The organism is Streptomyces sp. NPDC002209 (genome assembly GCF_042890265.1).
GTDB lineage: Bacteria > Actinomycetota > Actinomycetes > Streptomycetales > Streptomycetaceae > Streptomyces.
In genome coordinates this window covers 284,971-303,538 of the sequence record NZ_JBIARX010000002.1, presented here as the reverse complement: position 1 = coordinate 303,538, position 18,568 = coordinate 284,971, and the positions used below count along the sequence as shown (strand labels likewise).

Sequence of the window (18,568 nt, the reverse complement as noted above, 5' to 3'; positions counted from 1 at the left end):
CTTGACTGAGCCTCGGCGGATGTCGGCCAGGGGCTTGGTCTGGGCCGCGCCACTACGTACGAGTAGTTAACCAAGCGCACTGATTGGGCGGGGTGAGAGTGGGAAGGGCTCCCCGCGTACACGCACGGCACCCCCGCCCCACCACCTCTCCCGCCACCCGAGTGAACGCGGACAGGAGCGGCCATGCCCGCAGCCCAGCCGTCTTCTGAGCGGCTAGAAACAGAGCGAACAGAGCGTGCACGACCAGCCGGTGCTCCGGCTGGGCTGTTGTCACCGAGCCCTGCGAACTGCCCCCAGGTGATCCCATCATGATCGGTCGCATTCCCGTGCTGGACGTCCGCCCCGCCGTCGACTGCGGGGCCAGACCCGCCAAGGCGGTCGTGGAAGAGGTCTTCGAGATCTCCGCCACCGTTTTCCGCGAGGGCCACGACGCCGTCGCCGCCCATGTCGTACTCCGCGACCCCAGCGGGCGGCTGCGGCCCCCCGTGCCGATGCGCGAGCTGGCGCCCGGCACCGACCGGTGGGGGGCGCGGGTCTGCGCCGAGGCCGAGGGGAGGTGGACGTACACCGTCGAGGCGTGGAGCGACCCCCTCGGCACCTGGCAGGCCCACGCCGCCATCAAGATCCCGGCGGGCATCGACCCCGGGCTCACCCTGCTCGAGGGCGCCGAGCTCTACGAGCGGGCCGGCTCGCGGATCCCCAAGAAGGACGGGCGCGAGCACGTGCTGGCCGCCGCCGAGGCGATGCGCGACGAGGACCGCCCGGTGTCGCTGCGGTACTCCGCCGCCCTCGCAGCCCCGGTGCAGGCCGCGCTCGCCCGGCGCCCGTACCGGGAGCTGGTCACCGCGTCCAAGGCCCTGCCGCTGGTCGTGGAGCGCAAGCGGGCCCTCTTCGGCTCCTGGTACGAGATGTTCCCGCGCTCCGAGGGAGCCGTCGTCGAGCCCGGCGAGCAGCCCGTGAGCGGCACGTTCGCCAGCGCCGCCGACCGGCTGCCGGCCATCGCCGCGATGGGCTTCGACGTGGTGTACCTGCCACCGATCCACCCCATTGGGAGTACGTACCGCAAGGGTCCGAACAACACTCTTTCGGCTGGAAGTTGGGACCCCGGGGTGCCGTGGGCCATCGGATCCACCGAGGGCGGCCACGACGCGGTCCACCCCGACCTCGGCACGATCGAGGACTTCGACGCCTTCGTCGCGCGCGCCCGCGAGCTGCGCATGGAGATCGCGCTCGACTTCGCACTCCAGTGCTCCCCGGACCACCCCTGGGTCGAGAAGCACCCCGAGTGGTTCCGCCACCGGGCCGACGGGACGATCGCGTACGCGGAGAACCCGCCGAAGAAGTACCAGGACATCTATCCGATCCACTTCGACACCGACATGGCCGGGATCGTCGAGGAGACGGTCCGGATCCTGCGGTACTGGATGGACCACGGCGTCCGCATCTTCCGCGTGGACAATCCGCACACGAAGCCGGTCGTCTTCTGGCAGAAGGTGATCGCGGACATCAACAAGTCCGACCCCGACGTGATCTTCCTGGCGGAGGCCTTCACCCGGCCCGCGATGATGCGCACGCTCGCCGCCATCGGCTTCCAGCAGTCGTACACGTACTTCACCTGGCGCAACACCAAGGCCGAGCTGACCGAGTACCTGACCGAGCTCGCGGACACCCGCTCCGCCTCCGTCATGCGGCCGAACTTCTTCGTCAATACGCCCGACATCCTCCACGAGTACCTCCAGCAGGGCGGCCGTCCGGCCTTCGAGGTGCGCGCCGTCCTGGCCGCCACCCTCTCCCCCACCTGGGGCGTCTACGCCGGGTACGAGCTGTGCGAGAACGCCCCGGTCAGGGAGGGCAGCGAGGAGTACCTGAACTCCGAGAAGTACGAGTTCCGGCCGCGCGACTGGGCGGCCGCGGACCGCGAGGGCCGCACCATCGCCCCGCTGATCACCGCCCTGAACCGGATGCGCCGCCGCAACCCGGCCCTGCAGCAGCTGCGCGACATCCATTTCCACACGACCGACAACGACCAGGTGATCGCCTATTCGAAGCATGCCGGCGCCAATTCCGTACTGGTGGTCGTCAACCTCGATCCGCACCACACCCAGGAGGCGACGGTCTCGTTGGACATGCCGGTACTCGGCCTCGACTGGCACGGGTCCCTCGCGGTGCGCGACGAGCTCACCGGCGAGACCTACCACTGGGGCAGGGCCAACTACGTGCGCCTGGAACCGGGCCGCACGCCCGCGCACGTACTGGCGGCCCTGCGACCGTCCCCGCCCACCGGAGGGTCACCCACCACATGATGATCAACGATCCCGTCCACGACACGTTCGAGGACACCCCCGCGAAGGACCGCGACCCCGACTGGTTCAAGCGGGCGGTCTTCTACGAGGTGCTCGTCCGGTCCTTCCACGACAGCAACGGAGACGGCGTAGGGGACCTGAAGGGACTCACCGCCAAGCTCGACTACCTCCAGTGGCTGGGCGTCGACTGTCTCTGGCTGCCGCCGTTCTTCGCCTCGCCGCTCCGCGACGGGGGCTACGACGTGGCCGACTACACCTCGGTGCTCCCCGAGTTCGGCGACCTCGCCGACTTCGTGGAGTTCGTGGACGCCGCGCACCAGCGCGGCATGCGGGTGATCATCGACTTCGTCATGAACCACACGAGCGACCAGCACGAGTGGTTCCAGCAGTCCCGCAAGGACCCGGACGGTCCGTACGGCGACTACTACATGTGGGCCGACAACGACAAGCAGTACCAGGACGCCCGCATCATCTTCATCGACACCGAGACCTCGAACTGGACGTACGACCCGGTCCGCAAGCAGTACTACTGGCACCGGTTCTTCTCGCACCAGCCCGACCTCAACTACGAGAACCCGGCCGTGGTGGAGGAGATCGTCTCCGCCCTGCGCTTCTGGCTGGACCTCGGGATCGACGGGTTCAGACTCGACGCGGTGCCCTACCTGTACGCGGAGGAGGGCACCAACTGCGAGAACCTCCCGCGCACCCACCAGCTCCTCAAGCGGGTCCGCGCCGAGATCGACACGCACTACCCCGACACCGTGCTGCTCGCCGAGGCCAACCAGTGGCCCGAGGACGTCGTCGACTACTTCGGCGACTTCGCGAAGGGCGGGGACGAGTGCCACATGGCCTTCCACTTCCCCGTCATGCCGCGCATCTTCATGGCGGTACGAAGAGAGTCGCGCTATCCCGTCTCCGAAATCCTGGCCAAGACCCCGGCGATCCCGGACCGCTGCCAGTGGGGCATCTTCCTGCGCAACCACGACGAGCTCACCCTCGAGATGGTCACGGACGAAGAGCGCGACTACATGTACGCCGAGTACGCCAAGGACCCGCGGATGCGGGCCAACATCGGCATCCGGCGCCGGCTCGCCCCGCTCCTCGACAACGACCGCAACCAGATGGAGCTGTTCACCGCCCTGCTGCTGTCGCTGCCCGGTTCGCCGGTGCTCTACTACGGCGACGAGATCGGCATGGGCGACAACATCTGGCTCGGTGACCGCGACGGGGTGCGCACCCCGATGCAGTGGACCCCGGACCGCAACGCCGGTTTCTCCTCCTGCGATCCGGGCAGGCTGAACCTGCCGGTCATCATGGACCCGGTCCACGGGTACCAGGTCACCAATGTCGAGGCCGCGATGGCATCGCCCTCCTCACTGCTGCACTGGACCCGCAGGCTGATCGAGATCCGCAAGGCGAACCCGGCCTTCGGCCTCGGCTCGTACACCGAACTGCCCTCGTCCAACCCGGCGGTGCTCGCCTTCCTGCGCGAGTACGGGGACGACCTGGTGCTGTGCGTGCACAACTTCTCCCGCTTCGCGCAGCCCACCGAGCTGGATCTGCGGTCGTTCAACGGGCGGGTCCCGGTGGAGCTCACGGGTGACGTGCGCTTCCCGCCGATCGGCGAATGGCCGTACCTGCTCACCATCGCGGGGCACGGCTTCTACTGGTTCCGCCTGCGCAACGAGTAGCCCGCCGAGTACGGGGTGGGCGGCGCGAATGGGTCAATCGCCCGCCCCTGTACGGATCATCCTGACCCGACACTCGTACACCACCGGAGAAGCACTGACGCGATCCGGGACACTCTCCGCATTCTGTGACGGCCCGGGGAAAGGACGCGACGCCATGTCGGAGGCTGCATCCGCCGGGACGACGAGCACGACCGGACTCAGTCCGCTGGAGCCGATGCTGCGGGACTGGCTGCCGGTCCAGCGCTGGTTCGCCGGCAAGGGCCGGCGCATCGGCCGGCTCCGGATGATCTCGGCGGCCGATCTGCTGCCGCCGGGGTCCTCCCCCAGGCTGGTCCACCTGCTCCTCGACGTCGACGGCGACTGCTACCAACTGCTGCTCGGCGTCCGCGCCGCGCTGCCGCCGGCCCTGGCGCCCGCCCTGATCGGGCGCGCCGAGGGAGGCCCGTACGCGGGCCAGTACGTGTACGAGGGGCTGGGCGACCCGCGGCTGGCGGCCCTGCTGCTGGAACGATTGCGCGCGCCCGGCACCCTCGGCCCGCTGCGGTTCGACCGCGACCCGATGGCGCTGATCCCGGCGGCGCTCACCCCCCGGCCGCTGTCCGGGGAGCAGACCAACTCCTCGCTGATCTACGGGGATTCGCACATCCTGAAGGTGTTCCGCAGGGTCGGCCCCGGGGTCAATCCGGACCTGGAGCTGCCCAGGGCGCTGGCCGCCGCCGGCTGCGCCCGCGTGCCCGCGCCGGTCGCCTGGTACGAGGCCGAGCTGCCCGGCGCGGAGCCGCTGACGCTGGGCGTGCTCCAGCCCTATCTGCGCGGCTCCGACGACGGCTGGCAGCTCGCGCTGCGCCGGCTCGGCGCCGGGGCGGACTTCACCGCCGAGGCGCACGCGCTGGGCCGGGCCACCGCGGAGGTGCACAGTGCGCTCGCCGCAGCCCTGCCCACGGTCGCGCTGGGCCCGGAGCAGACGTCCCGGCTCGCCTCCGGGATGACGGCCCGGCTGGCGGCCACCGCCCGCGAGGTGCCCGCGCTGCGGCCCTACGAGGCGGGACTGCGCGGGGCGTTCGACGCGCTGGCCGCCTCCCGCGGCGCCGGGGTGCCCGCGCAGCGGATCCACGGGGACCTGCACCTGGGCCAGACGCTGCGGACCGCCGACGGCAGCTGGGCACTGATCGACTTCGAGGGCGAGCCGGCCCGGCCGCTGGCCGACCGCCGCCGCCCCGAACCCGCCGTCCGCGACATCGCCGGGATACTGCGCTCGTTCGACTACGCGGCCCGCTCCCACCGCCCGTTCGCCCCCGCCTGGGCGGACGCCTGCCGGGCCGCGTTCTGCGAGGGCTACGCCCGCACCACCGGCCGCGACCCGCGCGAGGACCCCGTACTGCTGCGCGCGTACGAGACGGACAAGGCGGTGTACGAGGCGCGTTACGAGTCCCGGCACCGCCCCGACTGGCTGCACGTCCCCATGGCGGCGATCCGGCGCCTCGCCTCCGGCGCGGACCGGGGATTCGGCCGGGCGCTGCCGGGCCCCGGTTCCGCGGCCCGCCCGGCGCAGTCACACCGGCCCGGCCCCAACGCCGCCGCGGGACCCGGCCCGGGCCCCGGGCCCGGCACCGGCGAAGGCTTCTCCTCCCGCTCCCCCCACCCCCGCCCGCAGCCGCCTAGGAGGCCGCACACGTGAGCCCCGCCCGTCAGTCACCCTCCACCACCCCGCCGTCCGTGGCCCCGGCCCCGGCTCCGGCCGCCGCTCCGGGCCGCGGAGCTCCGGCCACGGCGGCGCCGCGCAAGGCCCAGCCACCGCGCGCCCGGCGGGCGCCCGCGCACGGGGTACGGCCGGCGCCCGCGCTCGGCGCCGAGGAACGCGCCCGGCTGCTGGAGGGCCGCCACCACGACCCGCACGGGGTGCTGGGCGCCCGGACCCGGCGGGACGGGGTGGTCTTCCGCGTGCTGCGCCCGTACGCCAAGTCGGTCACGGTCGTCGCCAAGGGGCTGCGGGCCGAGCTCCTCGACGACGGCGACGGGCTGTTCTCGGGGCTGCTGCCGCTGACCGGCGTGCCGGACTACCGGCTGCTGGTCGCGTACGACGGCGACGAGCTCGAGGTGCACGACCCGTACCGCTTCCTGCCCGCGCTCGGCGAGCTGGACCTGCACCTGATCGGCGAGGGCCGGCACGAGGAGCTGTGGACGGCGCTCGGGGCCCGCCCGATGGAGCACCAGGGGGTGGCCGGCACCCGGTTCACGGTGTGGGCGCCGAACGCCCAGGGGGTGCGGGTCACCGGGGACTTCTCGTACTGGGACTCGGTCGCGTACCCGATGCGCTCGCTGGGCGCCTCCGGGGTGTGGGAGCTGTTCCTGCCGGGGGTGGGCGAGGGCACGCTCTACAAGTACGACATCACCCGCCCGGACGGCAGCCACACCCTGCGCGCCGACCCGATGGCGCGGCACACGGAGGTCCCGCCGGCCACCGCTTCGGTGGTCACCGCCTCCCGGTACGAGTGGCAGGACGCGCAGTGGATGGCGCAGCGCGGCGCCCTCCCCACGCACCAGGCGCCGTTCTCGGTGTACGAGCTGCACCTGGCCTCCTGGCGGCCGGGGCTCTCGTACCGACAGCTGGCCGAGCAGCTCCCGCCGTACGTGAAGGAGCTCGGCTTCACGCACGTGGAGTTCATGCCGGTCGCCGAGCACCCCTTCGGCGGCTCGTGGGGCTACCAGGTCACCGGGTTCTACGCGCCGACGTCGAGAATGGGCAGCCCGGACGATTTCCGGCTGCTGGTGGACGCGCTGCACCAGGCGGGGATCGGGGTGATCGTCGACTGGGTGCCCGCGCACTTCCCGCGCGACGAGTGGGCGCTCGCGGAGTTCGACGGGCGGCCGCTGTACGAGCACCACGACCCGCGGCGGGCCGCGCACCCGGACTGGGGGACGCTGGAGTTCGACTACGGCCGCAAGGAGGTCCGCAACTTCCTCGTCGCCAACGCCGTGTACTGGTGCCAGGAGTTCCACGTGGACGGGCTGCGGGTGGACGCGGTGGCCTCGATGCTCTACCTGGACTACTCGCGCGGCGAGGGCGAGTGGGCGCCGAACGAGCACGGCGGGCGGGAGAACTGGGACGCGGTGGCGCTGCTCCAGGAGATGAACGCGACGGTGTACCGGCGCTGTCCGGGCGTGGTGACGATCGCGGAGGAGTCCACGGCCTGGGAGGGCGTGACCCGGCCGACGGACGGGGGCGGGCTCGGCTTCGGGCTGAAGTGGAACATGGGCTGGATGCACGACACCCTGCGGTACGCGACGAAGGACCCGGTGCACCGCAAGTACCACCACCACGACATGACGTTCGGGATGATCTACGCGTACAGCGAGAACTACGTGCTGCCGATCTCGCACGACGAGGTGGTGCACGGCAAGGGCTCGCTGGTGTCGAAGATCCCCGGGGACTGGTGGCAGCAGCGGGCCATACACCGCGCGTACCTGGGCTTCATGTGGGCCCATCCGGGCAAGCAACTGCTGTTCATGGGACAGGAGTTCGCCCAGGGTTCGGAGTGGTCGGAGGCGCACGGGCCGGACTGGTGGCTGCTGGACTCCTCGTACTCGGCGGCCGGCGACCACCGGGGCGTACGCGACCTGGTGCGCGACCTGAACCACACGTACGCGGCGGCGCCCGCGCTGTGGGAGCGGGACACGGTGCCGGAGGGCTTCGCCTGGGTGGAGGCGGACGCGGCGGAGGACAACGTCTTCGCGTTCCTGCGCTACGCGCAGGACGGCTCGCCCCTGCTGTGCGTGTCGAACTTCTCGCCGGTGGTGCGGCACGGCTACCGGATCGGCGTCCCGGAGGAGGTGCCGTGGTGGCGGGAGGTCCTGAACACGGACCTGGAGCAGTACGGCGGCAGCGGCGTACGCCATCTGCAGCCCCTGCGGCCCGAGCCCGTGCCCGCGCAGGGCCGTCCGGCGAGCCTGCGCATGACCCTCCCGCCCCTGGCGACGGTCTGGCTCAGGCCGTGACGCCGGTGGCCCCGATAACGTCCTCGAGCTCCTGAAGCAGCCTGCGCTCGGCGCGGGCGCCGGCCATCTGCTTGACGGGCTCGCCGCCCTGGAAGACGAGCGGGGTCGGCATGGACAGCGCCCCGCACCGGACGACGGCGGCGGGGTTGCTGTCCGCGTCGATCTGCACGACCTCGTACGTCAAGGCAAGGAGCGGCTTCGGGGTGAGGGGTGGGGCCCTCGCCACCCCCGTATGCGAGGGCCCCCGATATGGATCACGTGCGGGGAGGGCGGCCGGTTCACGAGGGGTGCGGGAGATCGGTGGAGATCCGTGGAGATCGTGCGCAGGGGTATCGCAACGGCTGGCCGGAACCGTACGCTTGCCAATGGATCTAGAAATGGTCCGATTACCGGACGGTCGCAGGGAAACCCGGCCAAAGCGCCGAACTCCATAGGACTTTCCTACGAGTTCTGGGCTTGTTTGAACGGTCTGTAGTCGCCACCCCTTGGGCACTCCTACGGTGTGCCCTGTGCACTCCAGCCCTCCCTTCAATGCCCCCGCCGCGCGTCGCCTCCGCGCAGCCCTGGGCATGGCTCCCGGTCATGTCGCCTATGGCCTGCGCGCCCAGTACGGACTGATCGTCGAGCCCGAGACCGTGATGGCGTGGGAGCGTGGCGAGATATCGCCCAGCTCCGCAGAGCTCACGGCGCTCGCGGGCGTGCTCTGGTGCGCCCCGGGCGAGCTGCTCGCCGAGCCCGTGACCTTGCGGGAGCACCGGATGGCCCGCGGTATGGCCGCGGACGAGCTGGCCCGGCGGATCGGGCTGGAGACGGGTGCGTACCAGAAGATGGAGGACACCGGGCGCTGGAAGGGCAACGAACGGCAGTCCGTGGCCCTGGCGCAGGTGCTCGGGCTGTCGCTGGCCCAGTTCGTGGCGGCGACCGGCAAGCAGGACGAGCTCGCCGAGCTGCTGCGCAATGCGGTGACCACGCGCTGGCAGGCGTACGTGAAACCGCTGGCCAAGCTGCTCCCGGTGCCCAAGCAGCACCTGGAGCCGGTGCTGGAGCAGCTGCACGCGGACTACCAGTCGAAGATGGTGGCCACCTTGAGCTGGGGCGGCGCCTCGGGCGCGGCCGGCGCGGGGGATGCGGGCCGGGAGTTCCTGGCCGACATCGTGGCCCACTTCTGGGCCTTCGCGGGCGGCACCCGCTAGGGGGTGTCTTGTGGATCATGCCGGAGGTCCCGCCCCGGGCGGGGCGGGGGTCCGGGGCCGGGTCAGAAGACGGACTCGGCCTCGTACATGCGCCCCTCCGGGACCGTCTTCAGTTCGGTGACCGCGTGGGCCAGCGGGGCCATCACGATGTCGGTGCCGCGCAGGGCGGTCATGTTGCCGAAGTCGCCGCGGTGGACGGCCTCCACCGCGTGCCAGCCGAAGCGGGTGGCCAGGACCCGGTCGTACGCGGTGGGGACGCCGCCGCGCTGGACGTGGCCGAGGATGACCGGGCGGGCCTCCTTGCCGAGGCGGTGCTCCAGCTCGGTGGCGAGGCGGTTGCCGATGCCGGCGAAGCGCTCGTGGCCGTAGGCGTCGATCGCGCCCCGCTCGTACGGCATCGAGCCCTCGGCGGGGTGCGCGCCCTCCGCGACGCAGATGACGGCGAACTTCTTGCCGCGGGAGAATCGTTCCTCCACCATCTTCACCAGGCTGTCGACCTCGAAGGGGCGCTCCGGCAGGCAGATCCCGTGGGCGCCGCCGGCCATGCCGGACTCCAGGGCGATCCAGCCCGCGTGCCGGCCCATGACCTCGACGACCATCACGCGCTGGTGCGATTCGGCGGTGGTCTTGAGGCGGTCGATGGCCTCGGTGGCGACCATGACGGCGGTGTCGAAGCCGAAGGTGCGGTCGGTGGAGGAGATGTCGTTGTCGATGGTCTTCGGCACGCCGACGACCGGCATCCCGGCGTCCGACAGCATCCGCGCGGCGGTCAGGGTGCCCTCGCCGCCGATCGGGATGAGGGCGTCGATGCCGTAGCGCGTCGCCAATTCCTGCGCGTTCTCGGCGGCTTCGTGCAGCCGTGCGCGCTCCATGCGGGCCGAGCCGAGGATCGTGCCGCCGCGCGCGAGGATGCCGCTGACGGCGTTGATGTCGAGGGGCCGGTGGTGGCCGTCCAGGAGGCCCTTGAAGCCGTCCTCGAAGCCGATGACTTCGTCGCCGTGGCCGACCACGGCACGGTGCACGACCGAACGGATGACAGCGTTCAGGCCCGGGCAGTCGCCGCCTGCGGTGAGAACTCCGATACGCATCGTGCTGTGTCTCCTGCTCCTGGTCGTACCGGGCCGTACGCGTGGGGGCGGACAGCCGTACATCTGAAGGGCGTATTGGTGAAGCCCTGTCCGATTGTTCCACGGGCCGGGGATGCGGCGCGTCCTGTGGTGCTCCGCCCACCAGGCCTTTCGACCCCTCCGGACAGCCCTTTTCCCGGCGGGCGCCCTATCTGCCCGCCGAGGTATTGTCAAGAGGTCAAGCCCACCCTATCGGGGAATATCGACTCGGTGCCGCCCGCCGGCCCGGCGGGCGGCACCCACATCCAGACCATGGGACGGAGAGCACGCGTGACGCGCAGCGTGTACGTGACCGGTATCGAGCGGGGGGACGGCCGGCAGGTCGTCGAGCTGGGGATCATGGAGCTGCTGACCCGCCAGACGGCGCGGGTCGGGGTCTACCGCCCGTTGCTGCACGACGGACCGGACCGGCTCTTCGACCTGCTGAAGGCCCGCTACCGGATCGACCAGGACGCCCGGGCGGCCTACGGCATGGAGTACCACGAGGCCTCCGCCATCCTGGCCGAGAAGGGCACCGACGAGCTGGTCTCGCGCCTGGTGGACCGCTACCACCGGGTGGCCCGCGACTACGAGGTCATGCTCGTCCTCGGCACCGACTACGCCGAGACGAACCTCCCCGACGAGCTCGCGCTGAACGCCCGCCTCGCCAACGAGCTGGGGGCCGTCGTGGTGCCCGTCGTCGGAGGCACCAAGCACCCCGCCGAGGCCGTGCGCGCCGAGGCCCAGAGCGCGTTCCGCGCGTACGAGAGCCTGGGCTGCCACGTCGTCGCGATGGTGGTCAACCGGGTGGCCGCCGAGGACCGCGACGCCATAGCCGAGCGGCTGGCCGCCCGCCTGCCCGTCCCCTGCTACGTGCTGCCGGACGACAAGTCGCTCTCCGCCCCGACCGTCGCCCAGATCACCCGGGCGCTCGGCGGCGAGGTGCTCCTCGGCGACGACGCCGGGCTGGCCCGCGACGCCCTGGACTTCGTGTTCGGCGGCGCCATGCTGCCGAACTTCCTGAACGCCCTGACCCCCGGCTGCCTGGTCGTCACCCCCGGGGACCGCGCCGACCTGGTCATCGGGGCGCTGGCCGCACACGCCTCGGGCACCCCGCCGATCGCCGGTGTGCTGCTGACCCTGAACGAGCGTCCCGGCCCCGACATCCTGACGCTGGCCTCGAAGCTGGCGCCGGGCACCCCGGTGGTCTCGGTGGCCGGCAACAGCTTCCCGACCGCCGCCGAACTGTTCTCGCTGCAGAGCCGGTTGAACTCCGCGACCCCGCGCAAGCTGGAGACCGCGCTCGGCCTGTTCGAGCGGCACGTGGACACCGCCGAGCTGCGCGGGCTGCTGTCGGTGGCCCGCTCCGAGCGGGTCACACCGATGATGTTCGAGCACGAGCTGCTGGAGCGGGCCCGCTCCGAGCGCCGCCGGGTGGTGCTGCCCGAGGGCGGCGAGGAGCGCGTGCTGCGCGCCGCGGACGTGGTGCTGCGCCGCGGGGTCTGCGACCTGACCCTGCTGGGCGACGAGCAGGCGATCCTGAAGAAGGCCGGCGACCTGGGCGTCGACATCTCCGGCGCGCAGCTGATCGACCCGGCGACCTCCCCGCTGCGGGAACGTTTCGCCGAGTACTACGCGCAGGCCCGCGCCCACAAGGGCATGACCGTCGAGCTGGCCCTCGACGTGGTCACCGACGTGAACTACTTCGGCACCCTGATGGTCCAGGAGGGGCTCGCCGACGGCATGGTCTCGGGCTCGGTGCACTCCACCGCCGCGACCATCCGCCCCGCCTTCGAGATCATCAAGACGAAGCCCGACGCCTCGATCGTCTCCTCGGTCTTCTTCATGTGCCTGGCCGACCGGGTCCTCGTCTACGGCGACTGCGCGGTCAACCCGGACCCGGGCGCCGATCAGCTCGCCGACATCGCCATCCAGTCGGCGGCGACCGCGGCCGCATTCGGCGTCGAGCCGCGGATCGCGATGCTCTCGTACTCGACCGGCACCTCGGGCTCCGGCGCGGACGTGGACAAGGTCCGCAAGGCCACCGAGATCGTCCGCGAGCATCGCCCCGACCTGGCCGTCGAGGGCCCGATCCAGTACGACGCCGCCGTCGAGCCCTCGGTCGCCGCGACGAAGCTGCCCGGGTCCGACGTGGCCGGCCGGGCGAGCGTGCTGATCTTCCCCGACCTCAACACGGGCAACAACACGTACAAGGCCGTGCAGCGCTCGGCGGGCGCCGTCGCGGTCGGCCCGGTGCTCCAGGGCCTGCGCAAGCCGGTCAACGACCTCTCGCGCGGCGCGCTGGTGCAGGACATCGTCACCACCGTGGCGATCACCGCGATCCAGGCGCAGGGTGCCCCGGCCCCCACCGCCTGACCCCCGCACAGCCCGTCCGGCCCCGCCACCGAGCCCTCACCCCGAAGGAAAGACCCTCATCGTGACCACCGCATCGCGCGTACTCGTCCTCAACTCCGGCTCCTCGTCGGTGAAGTACCAGCTGCTCGACATGGCGGACTGCGCCCGCCTCGCCGTCGGCCTGGTGGAGCGGATCGGCGAGGAGACCTCGCGGCTCGTGCACGAGCCGCTCACCGGTCCGGGCGCGGGCGGCGGCAAGCGCGAGCGGCTCGGCGCGATAGCGGACCACGGGGCCGCGCTCCGGGCCGTCGCGGCGGAGCTCGCCGCCGACGGGCTGGGCCTGGACTCCCCCGAACTGGCCGCCGTCGGGCACCGGGTGGTGCACGGCGGGACCCGGTTCACCCAGCCCACGGTGATCGACGACGAGGTGCTGGCGGAGATCCGGAGCCTGATCCCGCTGGCCCCGCTGCACAATCCGGCGAACGTGACCGGCATCGAGGTGGCCCGCGCGCTGCGCGCGGACCTCCCGCAGGTGGCGGTCTTCGACACGGCGTTCCACTCGACGATGCCGGAGCACGTGGCGCGGTACGCGATCGACGCCGCGACGGCGGACAAGTACGCCATCCGGCGGTACGGGTTCCACGGCACCTCCCACGCGTACGTCTCGCGGGCGACGGCTCGGCTGCTCGGCCGGCCGGTGGAGGACGTGAACGTGATCGTGCTGCACCTGGGCAACGGGGCCTCGGCCTCGGCGGTCCGGGGCGGGGTGTGCGTGGAGACGTCCATGGGCCTGACCCCGCTGGAGGGTCTGGTCATGGGCACCCGTTCGGGCGACCTGGATCCGGCGGTCGTCTTCCACCTGGCGCGGGTGGGCGGCTTCTCGGTGGATGAGATCGATTCGCTCCTGAACAAGAAGAGCGGTCTGCTGGGCCTGTGCGGCGACAACGACATGCGCGAGGTGCTGCGGCGGGCGGGCGAGGGCGACGAGTCGGCGCGGCTCGCCTTCGCGGCGTACGTCCACCGCCTGAAGAAGTACATCGGCGCCTACTCGGCGGTGCTCGGCCGGGTGGACGCGGTGGTCTTCACGGCCGGGGTCGGCGAGAACGCGCACCAGGTCCGGGAAGCTGCCGTGGACGGCCTCGCGGAGCTGGGGCTCGTCCTGGACCCGGAGGCCAATGCGGTGCGCTCCCCGGAGCCGCGCCTGGTGTCGCCGCAGTCCGCGCGGGTGGCGGTGGCCGTGGTCCCGACGGATGAGGAACTGGAGATCGCCACCCAGGCGTACGCCCTCGTTACTCAGTAGTCACTTGGACTTTCCACCAGACGGAATATTCCGCTACGAAACAAACCGATAGGATCCAGTCATGCGCCGTTCCAAAATCGTCTGCACGCTGGGCCCCGCCGTCGACTCGTATGAGCAGCTGAAAGCGCTCATCGAGGCAGGTATGAACGTGGCCCGATTCAACTTCAGCCACGGATCCCAGGCAGAACACCAGGAGCGGTACGACCGCGTCCGGAAGGTCTCCGAGGACACCGGGCGTGCGGTCGGCGTCCTCGCCGACCTCCAGGGTCCGAAGATCCGTCTGGAGACCTTCGCCGAGGGCCCCGTCGAGCTGGTGCGCGGTGACGAGTTCACCATCACCACCGAGGACGTCCCGGGTGACAAGTCCATCTGCGGCACCACCTACAAGGGTCTGCCGGGCGACGTGGCCAAGGGCGACCAGATCCTGATCAACGACGGCAACGTCGAGCTGCGGGTGACCGAGGTCGAGGGCCCGCGGGTGCGGACCATCGTCATCGAGGGCGGTGTCATCTCGGACCACAAGGGCATCAACCTGCCGGGTGCCGCCGTGAACGTCCCCGCCCTGTCGGAGAAGGACGTCGACGACCTCCGCTTCGCCCTGCGGATGGGCTGCGACATGGTCGCCCTGTCCTTCGTCCGCGACGCCAACGACGTCAAGGACGTCCACAAGGTCATGGACGAGGAGGGCCGCCGGGTCCCCGTCATCGCCAAGGTCGAGAAGCCGCAGGCCGTCGAGAACATGGCCGCCGTGGTCGACGCCTTCGACGCGGTCATGGTGGCCCGTGGCGACCTGGCCGTCGAGTACCCGCTCGAGAAGGTCCCGATGGTCCAGAAGCGGCTCATCGAGATGTGCCGCCGCAACGCCAAGCCGGTGATCGTCGCGACCCAGATGATGGAGTCGATGATCACCAACTCCCGCCCGACCCGCGCGGAGGCGTCCGACGTCGCCAACGCGATCCTCGACGGCGCGGACGCGGTCATGCTGTCGGCCGAGTCCTCGGTCGGCGCGTACCCGATCGAGACCGTCAAGACGATGTCGAAGATCGTCACGGCGGCCGAGGAGGAGCTGCTCTCCAAGGGCCTCCAGCCGCTGGTCCCGGGCAAGAAGCCCCGTACCCAGGGCGGCTCCGTCGCCCGCGCGGCCTGCGAGATCGCGGACTTCCTCGACGGCAAGGCACTCATCGCCTTCACCCAGTCCGGTGACACGGCCCGCCGGCTGTCGCGCTACCGCGTGACCCAGCCGATCCTGGCCTTCACCACCGACGTCAACACCCGCAACCAGCTCACGCTGAGCTGGGGCGTCGAGTCCTACATCGTCCCGCACGTGGACACCACCGACGCGATGGTCGACCTGGTGGACGGCGAGCTGCTGAAGCTGGGCCGCTACAACGAGGGCGACACGATGGTCATCACCGCCGGCTCGCCCCCCGGCGTCCCGGGCACGACCAACATGGTCCGCGTCCACCGCCTGGGCGGCCAGTCCCAGGGCTGACACCGCACGGTGTGACTCTGCCGCACAGAGACCGAGGGCGGCACCCCGATCCCGACCGGGATCCGGGGTGCCGCCCTCGGTGCATTGCGACGCGGTGTACGGGGCCGTACGGGAGCACCCCGTACGGGACTACTCCGGCGGGCCGATGTAGTTCTTGAGGCCCGGGACGGTGAGCGTGCCGCCGAACTGGCCGGCCTGGACGACCTTGACGTTCGTGAAGAACGCGAAGGGGACGTTCAGGGGCGGCGGGCTGTTCGGGGTGAACTCGATCGGGATCAGGCCGAACAGGTTCCCCTTGAGGCTCTCGGTGTACATCGTCACCGTGCCGCCGCGGATCTTGGAGGTGGAGCCGGAGCGGGACTTCAGGTGGGCGACGTTCCCGCTCTTGCCGACCGTCTGGTAGAGGTCCTTGATGTCCAGCGAGTCCGCCGTGAACTTCAGGACCTTCTTGGTCTTGCCGCCGGCCGTCTTCACCTCGACGATGCCGTGGTAGTCCAGGCCGTAGAGGGTCAGCAGCGAGCTGTCGAGGTACCAGGGCTCGTCCGGCAGGAGCGGGATGCCCGGCTCCAGCTCGGCGTCGGCCAGCGCCTTGGCGTCGTACGTCGGACAGGGGAAGGGTTGCTTCCCGTCCGCGTCCTTCGTCTCCTCGGGCTTCGGCTTGTCCTCTTCCGCCGTCTTGCCCGTCTCGTCCTTCGGCTTCGTCGCCGTGTCCTTGACGTCCTGCGACAGCTCCTTGACGTCCACGCCGGCCTTCTTCGCCGCGTCGCGGATCGCGTCCGAGGCCGGGTCCGGGGCGGGCTTCGCCGGGGACGGGGTCGCCGTGGCCGTCTTGGACGGCGTGGGCGTCGGGGTCGCCGACGGCTTCGCGGTCTCGAGCGGCTTGGTGATCCCGTCGACGATGCCCTTGAGGGCGTCGCCGACGCCCAGCGGGTCCAGCGGGTTCGGGGTCTTGGACGCGGACGGTGCGGCGGCCGGGGCCGACGGGTCCGTCTGCTTCGACGCGGTGGTGCCGGCGGGCTTGCTGGCGGAAGGCTTCGGGGCCGGCGGGGTGACGCCGGGCGTCGGGGCCTTGGACGCACCGGGCGAGGGCGTCGCCGTGGGCGACGAACTCGGCGAGGGCGACGTGGAGGGGCTCGGAGAGGCCGACTCCGCGGGCTCGTCGGACCGCGTGACGCACGGGCCGGGCGCGAAGGGGATCTCGTGGTCGTCGGCCAGGGCCAGCTTCGGGGCCACGCCCATCCCGACGAAGACCGCGGTCGGCATGGCCGCCAGCGCCATCGTCTTGCCGACGGGTATCTGGATCTTGTTCAGCAGCGACTTCCGGGGCGCGGCGTGCCGCGGGCCCCTTCTTTCACGGGACTCTGCGCTCGGGGCCACGCCCCGCTGCGTCTCGTCACCCCGCACTGTTCCTCCCGCCATCGGCGTGGGCAGTCGTCTCGCTCGCGTATGCCGTTTCCGTCTCACGGGGCACCGGGATGCCTGAAATGCCCGGGATGCCCTGGGGGTTGTCCGCCATGGCCGCCGACTTGCCCATGCCACCGTCCGGGACGGCGGCCTCTTCCACCGGGCTGCCGGGGGCCCACGCCAGTGCCAGGGCGCCGCCGAGCATGGCGAGGATGAAGCCCACGAAGAACCCGCCGAGGTTGGACACCGGCAGGGACACCAGGGCCAGCAGGATCGAGGCGACCCCGGCGAAGACCCGGATGCTCTGCTGGAACCAGAGGGCCAGGCCCAGCGTCATCAGCAGGATGCCGATGATCAGCGAGCCGGATCCGGTCGTCGTCGCCATCGCGAGAGTGACGTTGCCCAATCGCATGTCCGCGTACGGGAAGTACACGATCGGGACACCACCGAGGAGCGTGAACAGGCCTGCCCAGAAGGGACGGCGGCCGCGCCAGGCGTAGAAGTGGTAGTACACCACGGTGAGCCAAGCATCATCAGAGCGGCGAACGTAGACCGGGGCCTGGTGGTTCATGGACTACAGCTCCCTGGAAACGGTGGTACGGAGAACTAGGTGGAGCCCCGGACGGGCGGGCGGAATCGGCTGCAGCCGGCGCCGACCGCCCCTCCGGTCACGCTCCGGGACGGATTACTTCTCGTCCTGGTAGCACGGCTGGTCGCCGCCGAGCAGGCGCAGCTTGAGGTCGGGCAGCTTGAACGTACCCGCCGTCGTCGCCCACGCCTTCTGGCGCACGTTCGTCAGAATCGCCTTGTCGGCGCGCTGGGAGAACGCGTAGGGGCTCGCGACCGTACCGGCCTGCGGCTTGGTCTTGTGGCTCGCGTCGCCCACGGCGACACCGATGTCCAGGTTCTTGAACTCGGCGTCGGTGTCGAGCTCCGCAACATCCAGGTAGATGTTGTCGGCGACGGCCGGCTTGCCCTTGTGGCCCGTCCGCAGCTGCAGCGTGATGTTGCCCAGCGGGGTCGGGGTCACCAGCGACTGGCACATGTTGGTGATCTCGGCGTGGCTGAACCCGGAGATGGTCACCGGGTGGTGCGCAGCGTTGCCCTTGAGGTCGTGACCCTCGGCGATACCGCCGTACTGAATGAGGTTGTCACCGTCGAGCTTGTCGGCCGAGACCTTGAAGTCCTGGCCGGAGACGCTGAAGGACGCCGCGAGGGCACCCTGCGCCAGACCCACACCGACCGCGGCGGTTGCCGCGATGCTCGGCACCATGACGAGCGCGAAGCGCTTCCATCTGGTCCCGCCACGAACCTGAGAACTCATTATTCGTTCCTCCTTCTCGGACGTACATCTCCGGTCCGGGCCGTACCCGTCCTGGGATGGGAGAAGTGCTACGTCCTCGGGAAGGAGCGCAGGCGGCCGAGCCGCGGCAGAGCCGCGTCCGGTACGCCGGCGTTCACCCCCGAGCGACAACCACTGGGTCACGCGTTCGCGCAACCAGGAGGACAGGCTCCGCCGGTGTGGCGAAGACCCCCCTGTCCCACGGCCGGTGCCACTGCCACCGGCCGGCCCGGTGGGGACCCTCCACCGCGGCTCCGGATGAGCGGCTCTGCGGGAAGGACCGAGCGTCGCCGATCGTGGTCCATTCCAGGCCGGGACACAAGGGGGTTCGTTACTGGCGGGTAACGGCAAGATAACCGGGGGTCGACCCGGCGCCATCGGGTGAC

Annotated in this window: 12 protein-coding genes and 1 pseudogene; 8 read left to right on the top strand and 5 right to left on the bottom strand. The window is 71.0% G+C overall.

Annotated elements, in window-relative coordinates; genetic code table 11:
* Positions 1-308 precede the first annotated feature (308 nt).
* The 4 genes from ACFYXK_RS06275 to glgB all read left to right on the top strand — a co-directional run bounded on the left by ACFYXK_RS06275 (position 309) and on the right by glgB (position 7,990).
* Positions 309-2,303, top strand: a complete 1,995-nt coding sequence (locus ACFYXK_RS06275; protein ID WP_389410043.1) for a maltotransferase domain-containing protein — start codon at positions 309-311, stop codon at positions 2,301-2,303.
* Positions 2,300-3,994 carry a maltose alpha-D-glucosyltransferase gene (treS, locus tag ACFYXK_RS06270; RefSeq protein ID WP_389410042.1) on the top strand — a complete coding sequence of 565 codons (1,695 nt, stop codon included), beginning with the start codon at positions 2,300-2,302 and terminating at the stop codon, positions 3,992-3,994. The genes ACFYXK_RS06275 and treS overlap by 4 nt, the downstream gene beginning before the upstream one ends.
* A 154-nt stretch (positions 3,995-4,148) precedes the next feature.
* A complete protein-coding gene (locus ACFYXK_RS06265) occupies positions 4,149-5,672 on the top strand; it encodes a maltokinase (protein ID WP_389410041.1) in 1,524 nt (507 codons plus the stop codon).
* Positions 5,669-7,990, top strand: coding sequence for a 1,4-alpha-glucan branching enzyme (gene glgB / locus ACFYXK_RS06260; protein WP_389410040.1), 2,322 nt, complete (start codon positions 5,669-5,671; stop codon positions 7,988-7,990). Before ACFYXK_RS06265 ends, glgB begins: the two co-directional genes overlap by 4 nt.
* On the opposite strand, the pseudogene ACFYXK_RS06255 reads toward glgB, so the two are convergent.
* A pseudogene (locus ACFYXK_RS06255) lies at positions 7,980-8,162 on the bottom strand (thioredoxin family protein); the annotation flags it as partial. The gene glgB and the pseudogene ACFYXK_RS06255 sit on opposite strands and share 11 nt — an antisense overlap.
* Before the next feature lie 337 nt (positions 8,163-8,499).
* Between ACFYXK_RS06255 and ACFYXK_RS06250 the strand changes: the two are divergent.
* Positions 8,500-9,183 (top strand): helix-turn-helix domain-containing protein, encoded by a 684-nt coding sequence (locus ACFYXK_RS06250; RefSeq protein WP_389410039.1) that lies wholly within the window; start codon positions 8,500-8,502, stop codon positions 9,181-9,183.
* 62 nt (positions 9,184-9,245) lie between these two features.
* Here the strand turns inward: ACFYXK_RS06250 and ACFYXK_RS06245 are convergent, their stop codons facing one another.
* Positions 9,246-10,271, bottom strand: a complete 1,026-nt coding sequence (locus ACFYXK_RS06245) for an ATP-dependent 6-phosphofructokinase (RefSeq protein ID WP_389410038.1) — start codon at positions 10,269-10,271, stop codon at positions 9,246-9,248.
* A gap of 309 nt (positions 10,272-10,580) precedes the next feature.
* Between ACFYXK_RS06245 and pta the strand changes: the two genes are divergently transcribed.
* From pta to pyk, 3 genes are all read left to right on the top strand, one after another.
* Positions 10,581-12,665 carry a phosphate acetyltransferase gene (gene pta, locus ACFYXK_RS06240; protein WP_389410037.1) on the top strand — a complete coding sequence of 695 codons (2,085 nt, stop codon included), beginning with the start codon at positions 10,581-10,583 and terminating at the stop codon, positions 12,663-12,665.
* Between the two features lie 61 nt (positions 12,666-12,726).
* The gene (locus tag ACFYXK_RS06235) at positions 12,727-13,944 is read left to right on the top strand and encodes an acetate kinase (protein ID WP_389410036.1); all 1,218 of its coding nucleotides are present in this window, start codon (positions 12,727-12,729) and stop codon (positions 13,942-13,944) included.
* Between the two features lie 61 nt (positions 13,945-14,005).
* Complete coding sequence (pyk, locus tag ACFYXK_RS06230) at positions 14,006-15,436, top strand: pyruvate kinase (protein ID WP_389410035.1); 1,431 nt, start codon at positions 14,006-14,008, stop codon at positions 15,434-15,436.
* Between the two features lie 129 nt (positions 15,437-15,565).
* Here the strand turns inward: pyk and ACFYXK_RS06225 are convergent, their stop codons facing one another.
* The 3 genes from ACFYXK_RS06225 to ACFYXK_RS06215 form a co-directional block, all read right to left on the bottom strand.
* Complete coding sequence (locus ACFYXK_RS06225; protein WP_389410034.1) at positions 15,566-16,840, bottom strand: hypothetical protein; 1,275 nt, start codon at positions 16,838-16,840, stop codon at positions 15,566-15,568.
* Positions 16,830-17,411, bottom strand: a complete 582-nt coding sequence (locus ACFYXK_RS06220; RefSeq protein ID WP_389410033.1) for a DUF6114 domain-containing protein — start codon at positions 17,409-17,411, stop codon at positions 16,830-16,832. The genes ACFYXK_RS06225 and ACFYXK_RS06220 overlap by 11 nt, the downstream gene beginning before the upstream one ends.
* Positions 17,412-17,525: 114 nt before the next feature.
* Positions 17,526-18,164 (bottom strand): DUF6230 family protein, encoded by a 639-nt coding sequence (locus ACFYXK_RS06215; RefSeq protein ID WP_266784413.1) that lies wholly within the window; start codon positions 18,162-18,164, stop codon positions 17,526-17,528.
* Between the last annotated feature and the right edge of the window lie 404 nt (positions 18,165-18,568).

Excerpts from the sequence above, each read along its gene's own strand:
- pyk (WP_389410035.1), top strand. The coding sequence starts at position 14,006 with ATGCGCCGTTCCAAAATCGTCTGCACGCTGGGCCCCGCCGTCGACTCG.
- ACFYXK_RS06220 (WP_389410033.1), bottom strand. The coding sequence starts at position 17,411 with ATGAACCACCAGGCCCCGGTCTACGTTCGCCGCTCTGATGATGCTTGG.
- treS (WP_389410042.1), top strand. The coding sequence starts at position 2,300 with ATGATGATCAACGATCCCGTCCACGACACGTTCGAGGACACCCCCGCG.
- ACFYXK_RS06275 (WP_389410043.1), top strand. The coding sequence starts at position 309 with ATGATCGGTCGCATTCCCGTGCTGGACGTCCGCCCCGCCGTCGACTGC.
- ACFYXK_RS06265 (WP_389410041.1), top strand. The coding sequence starts at position 4,149 with ATGTCGGAGGCTGCATCCGCCGGGACGACGAGCACGACCGGACTCAGT.
- ACFYXK_RS06245 (WP_389410038.1), bottom strand. The coding sequence starts at position 10,271 with ATGCGTATCGGAGTTCTCACCGCAGGCGGCGACTGCCCGGGCCTGAAC.
- ACFYXK_RS06215 (WP_266784413.1), bottom strand. The coding sequence starts at position 18,164 with ATGAGTTCTCAGGTTCGTGGCGGGACCAGATGGAAGCGCTTCGCGCTC.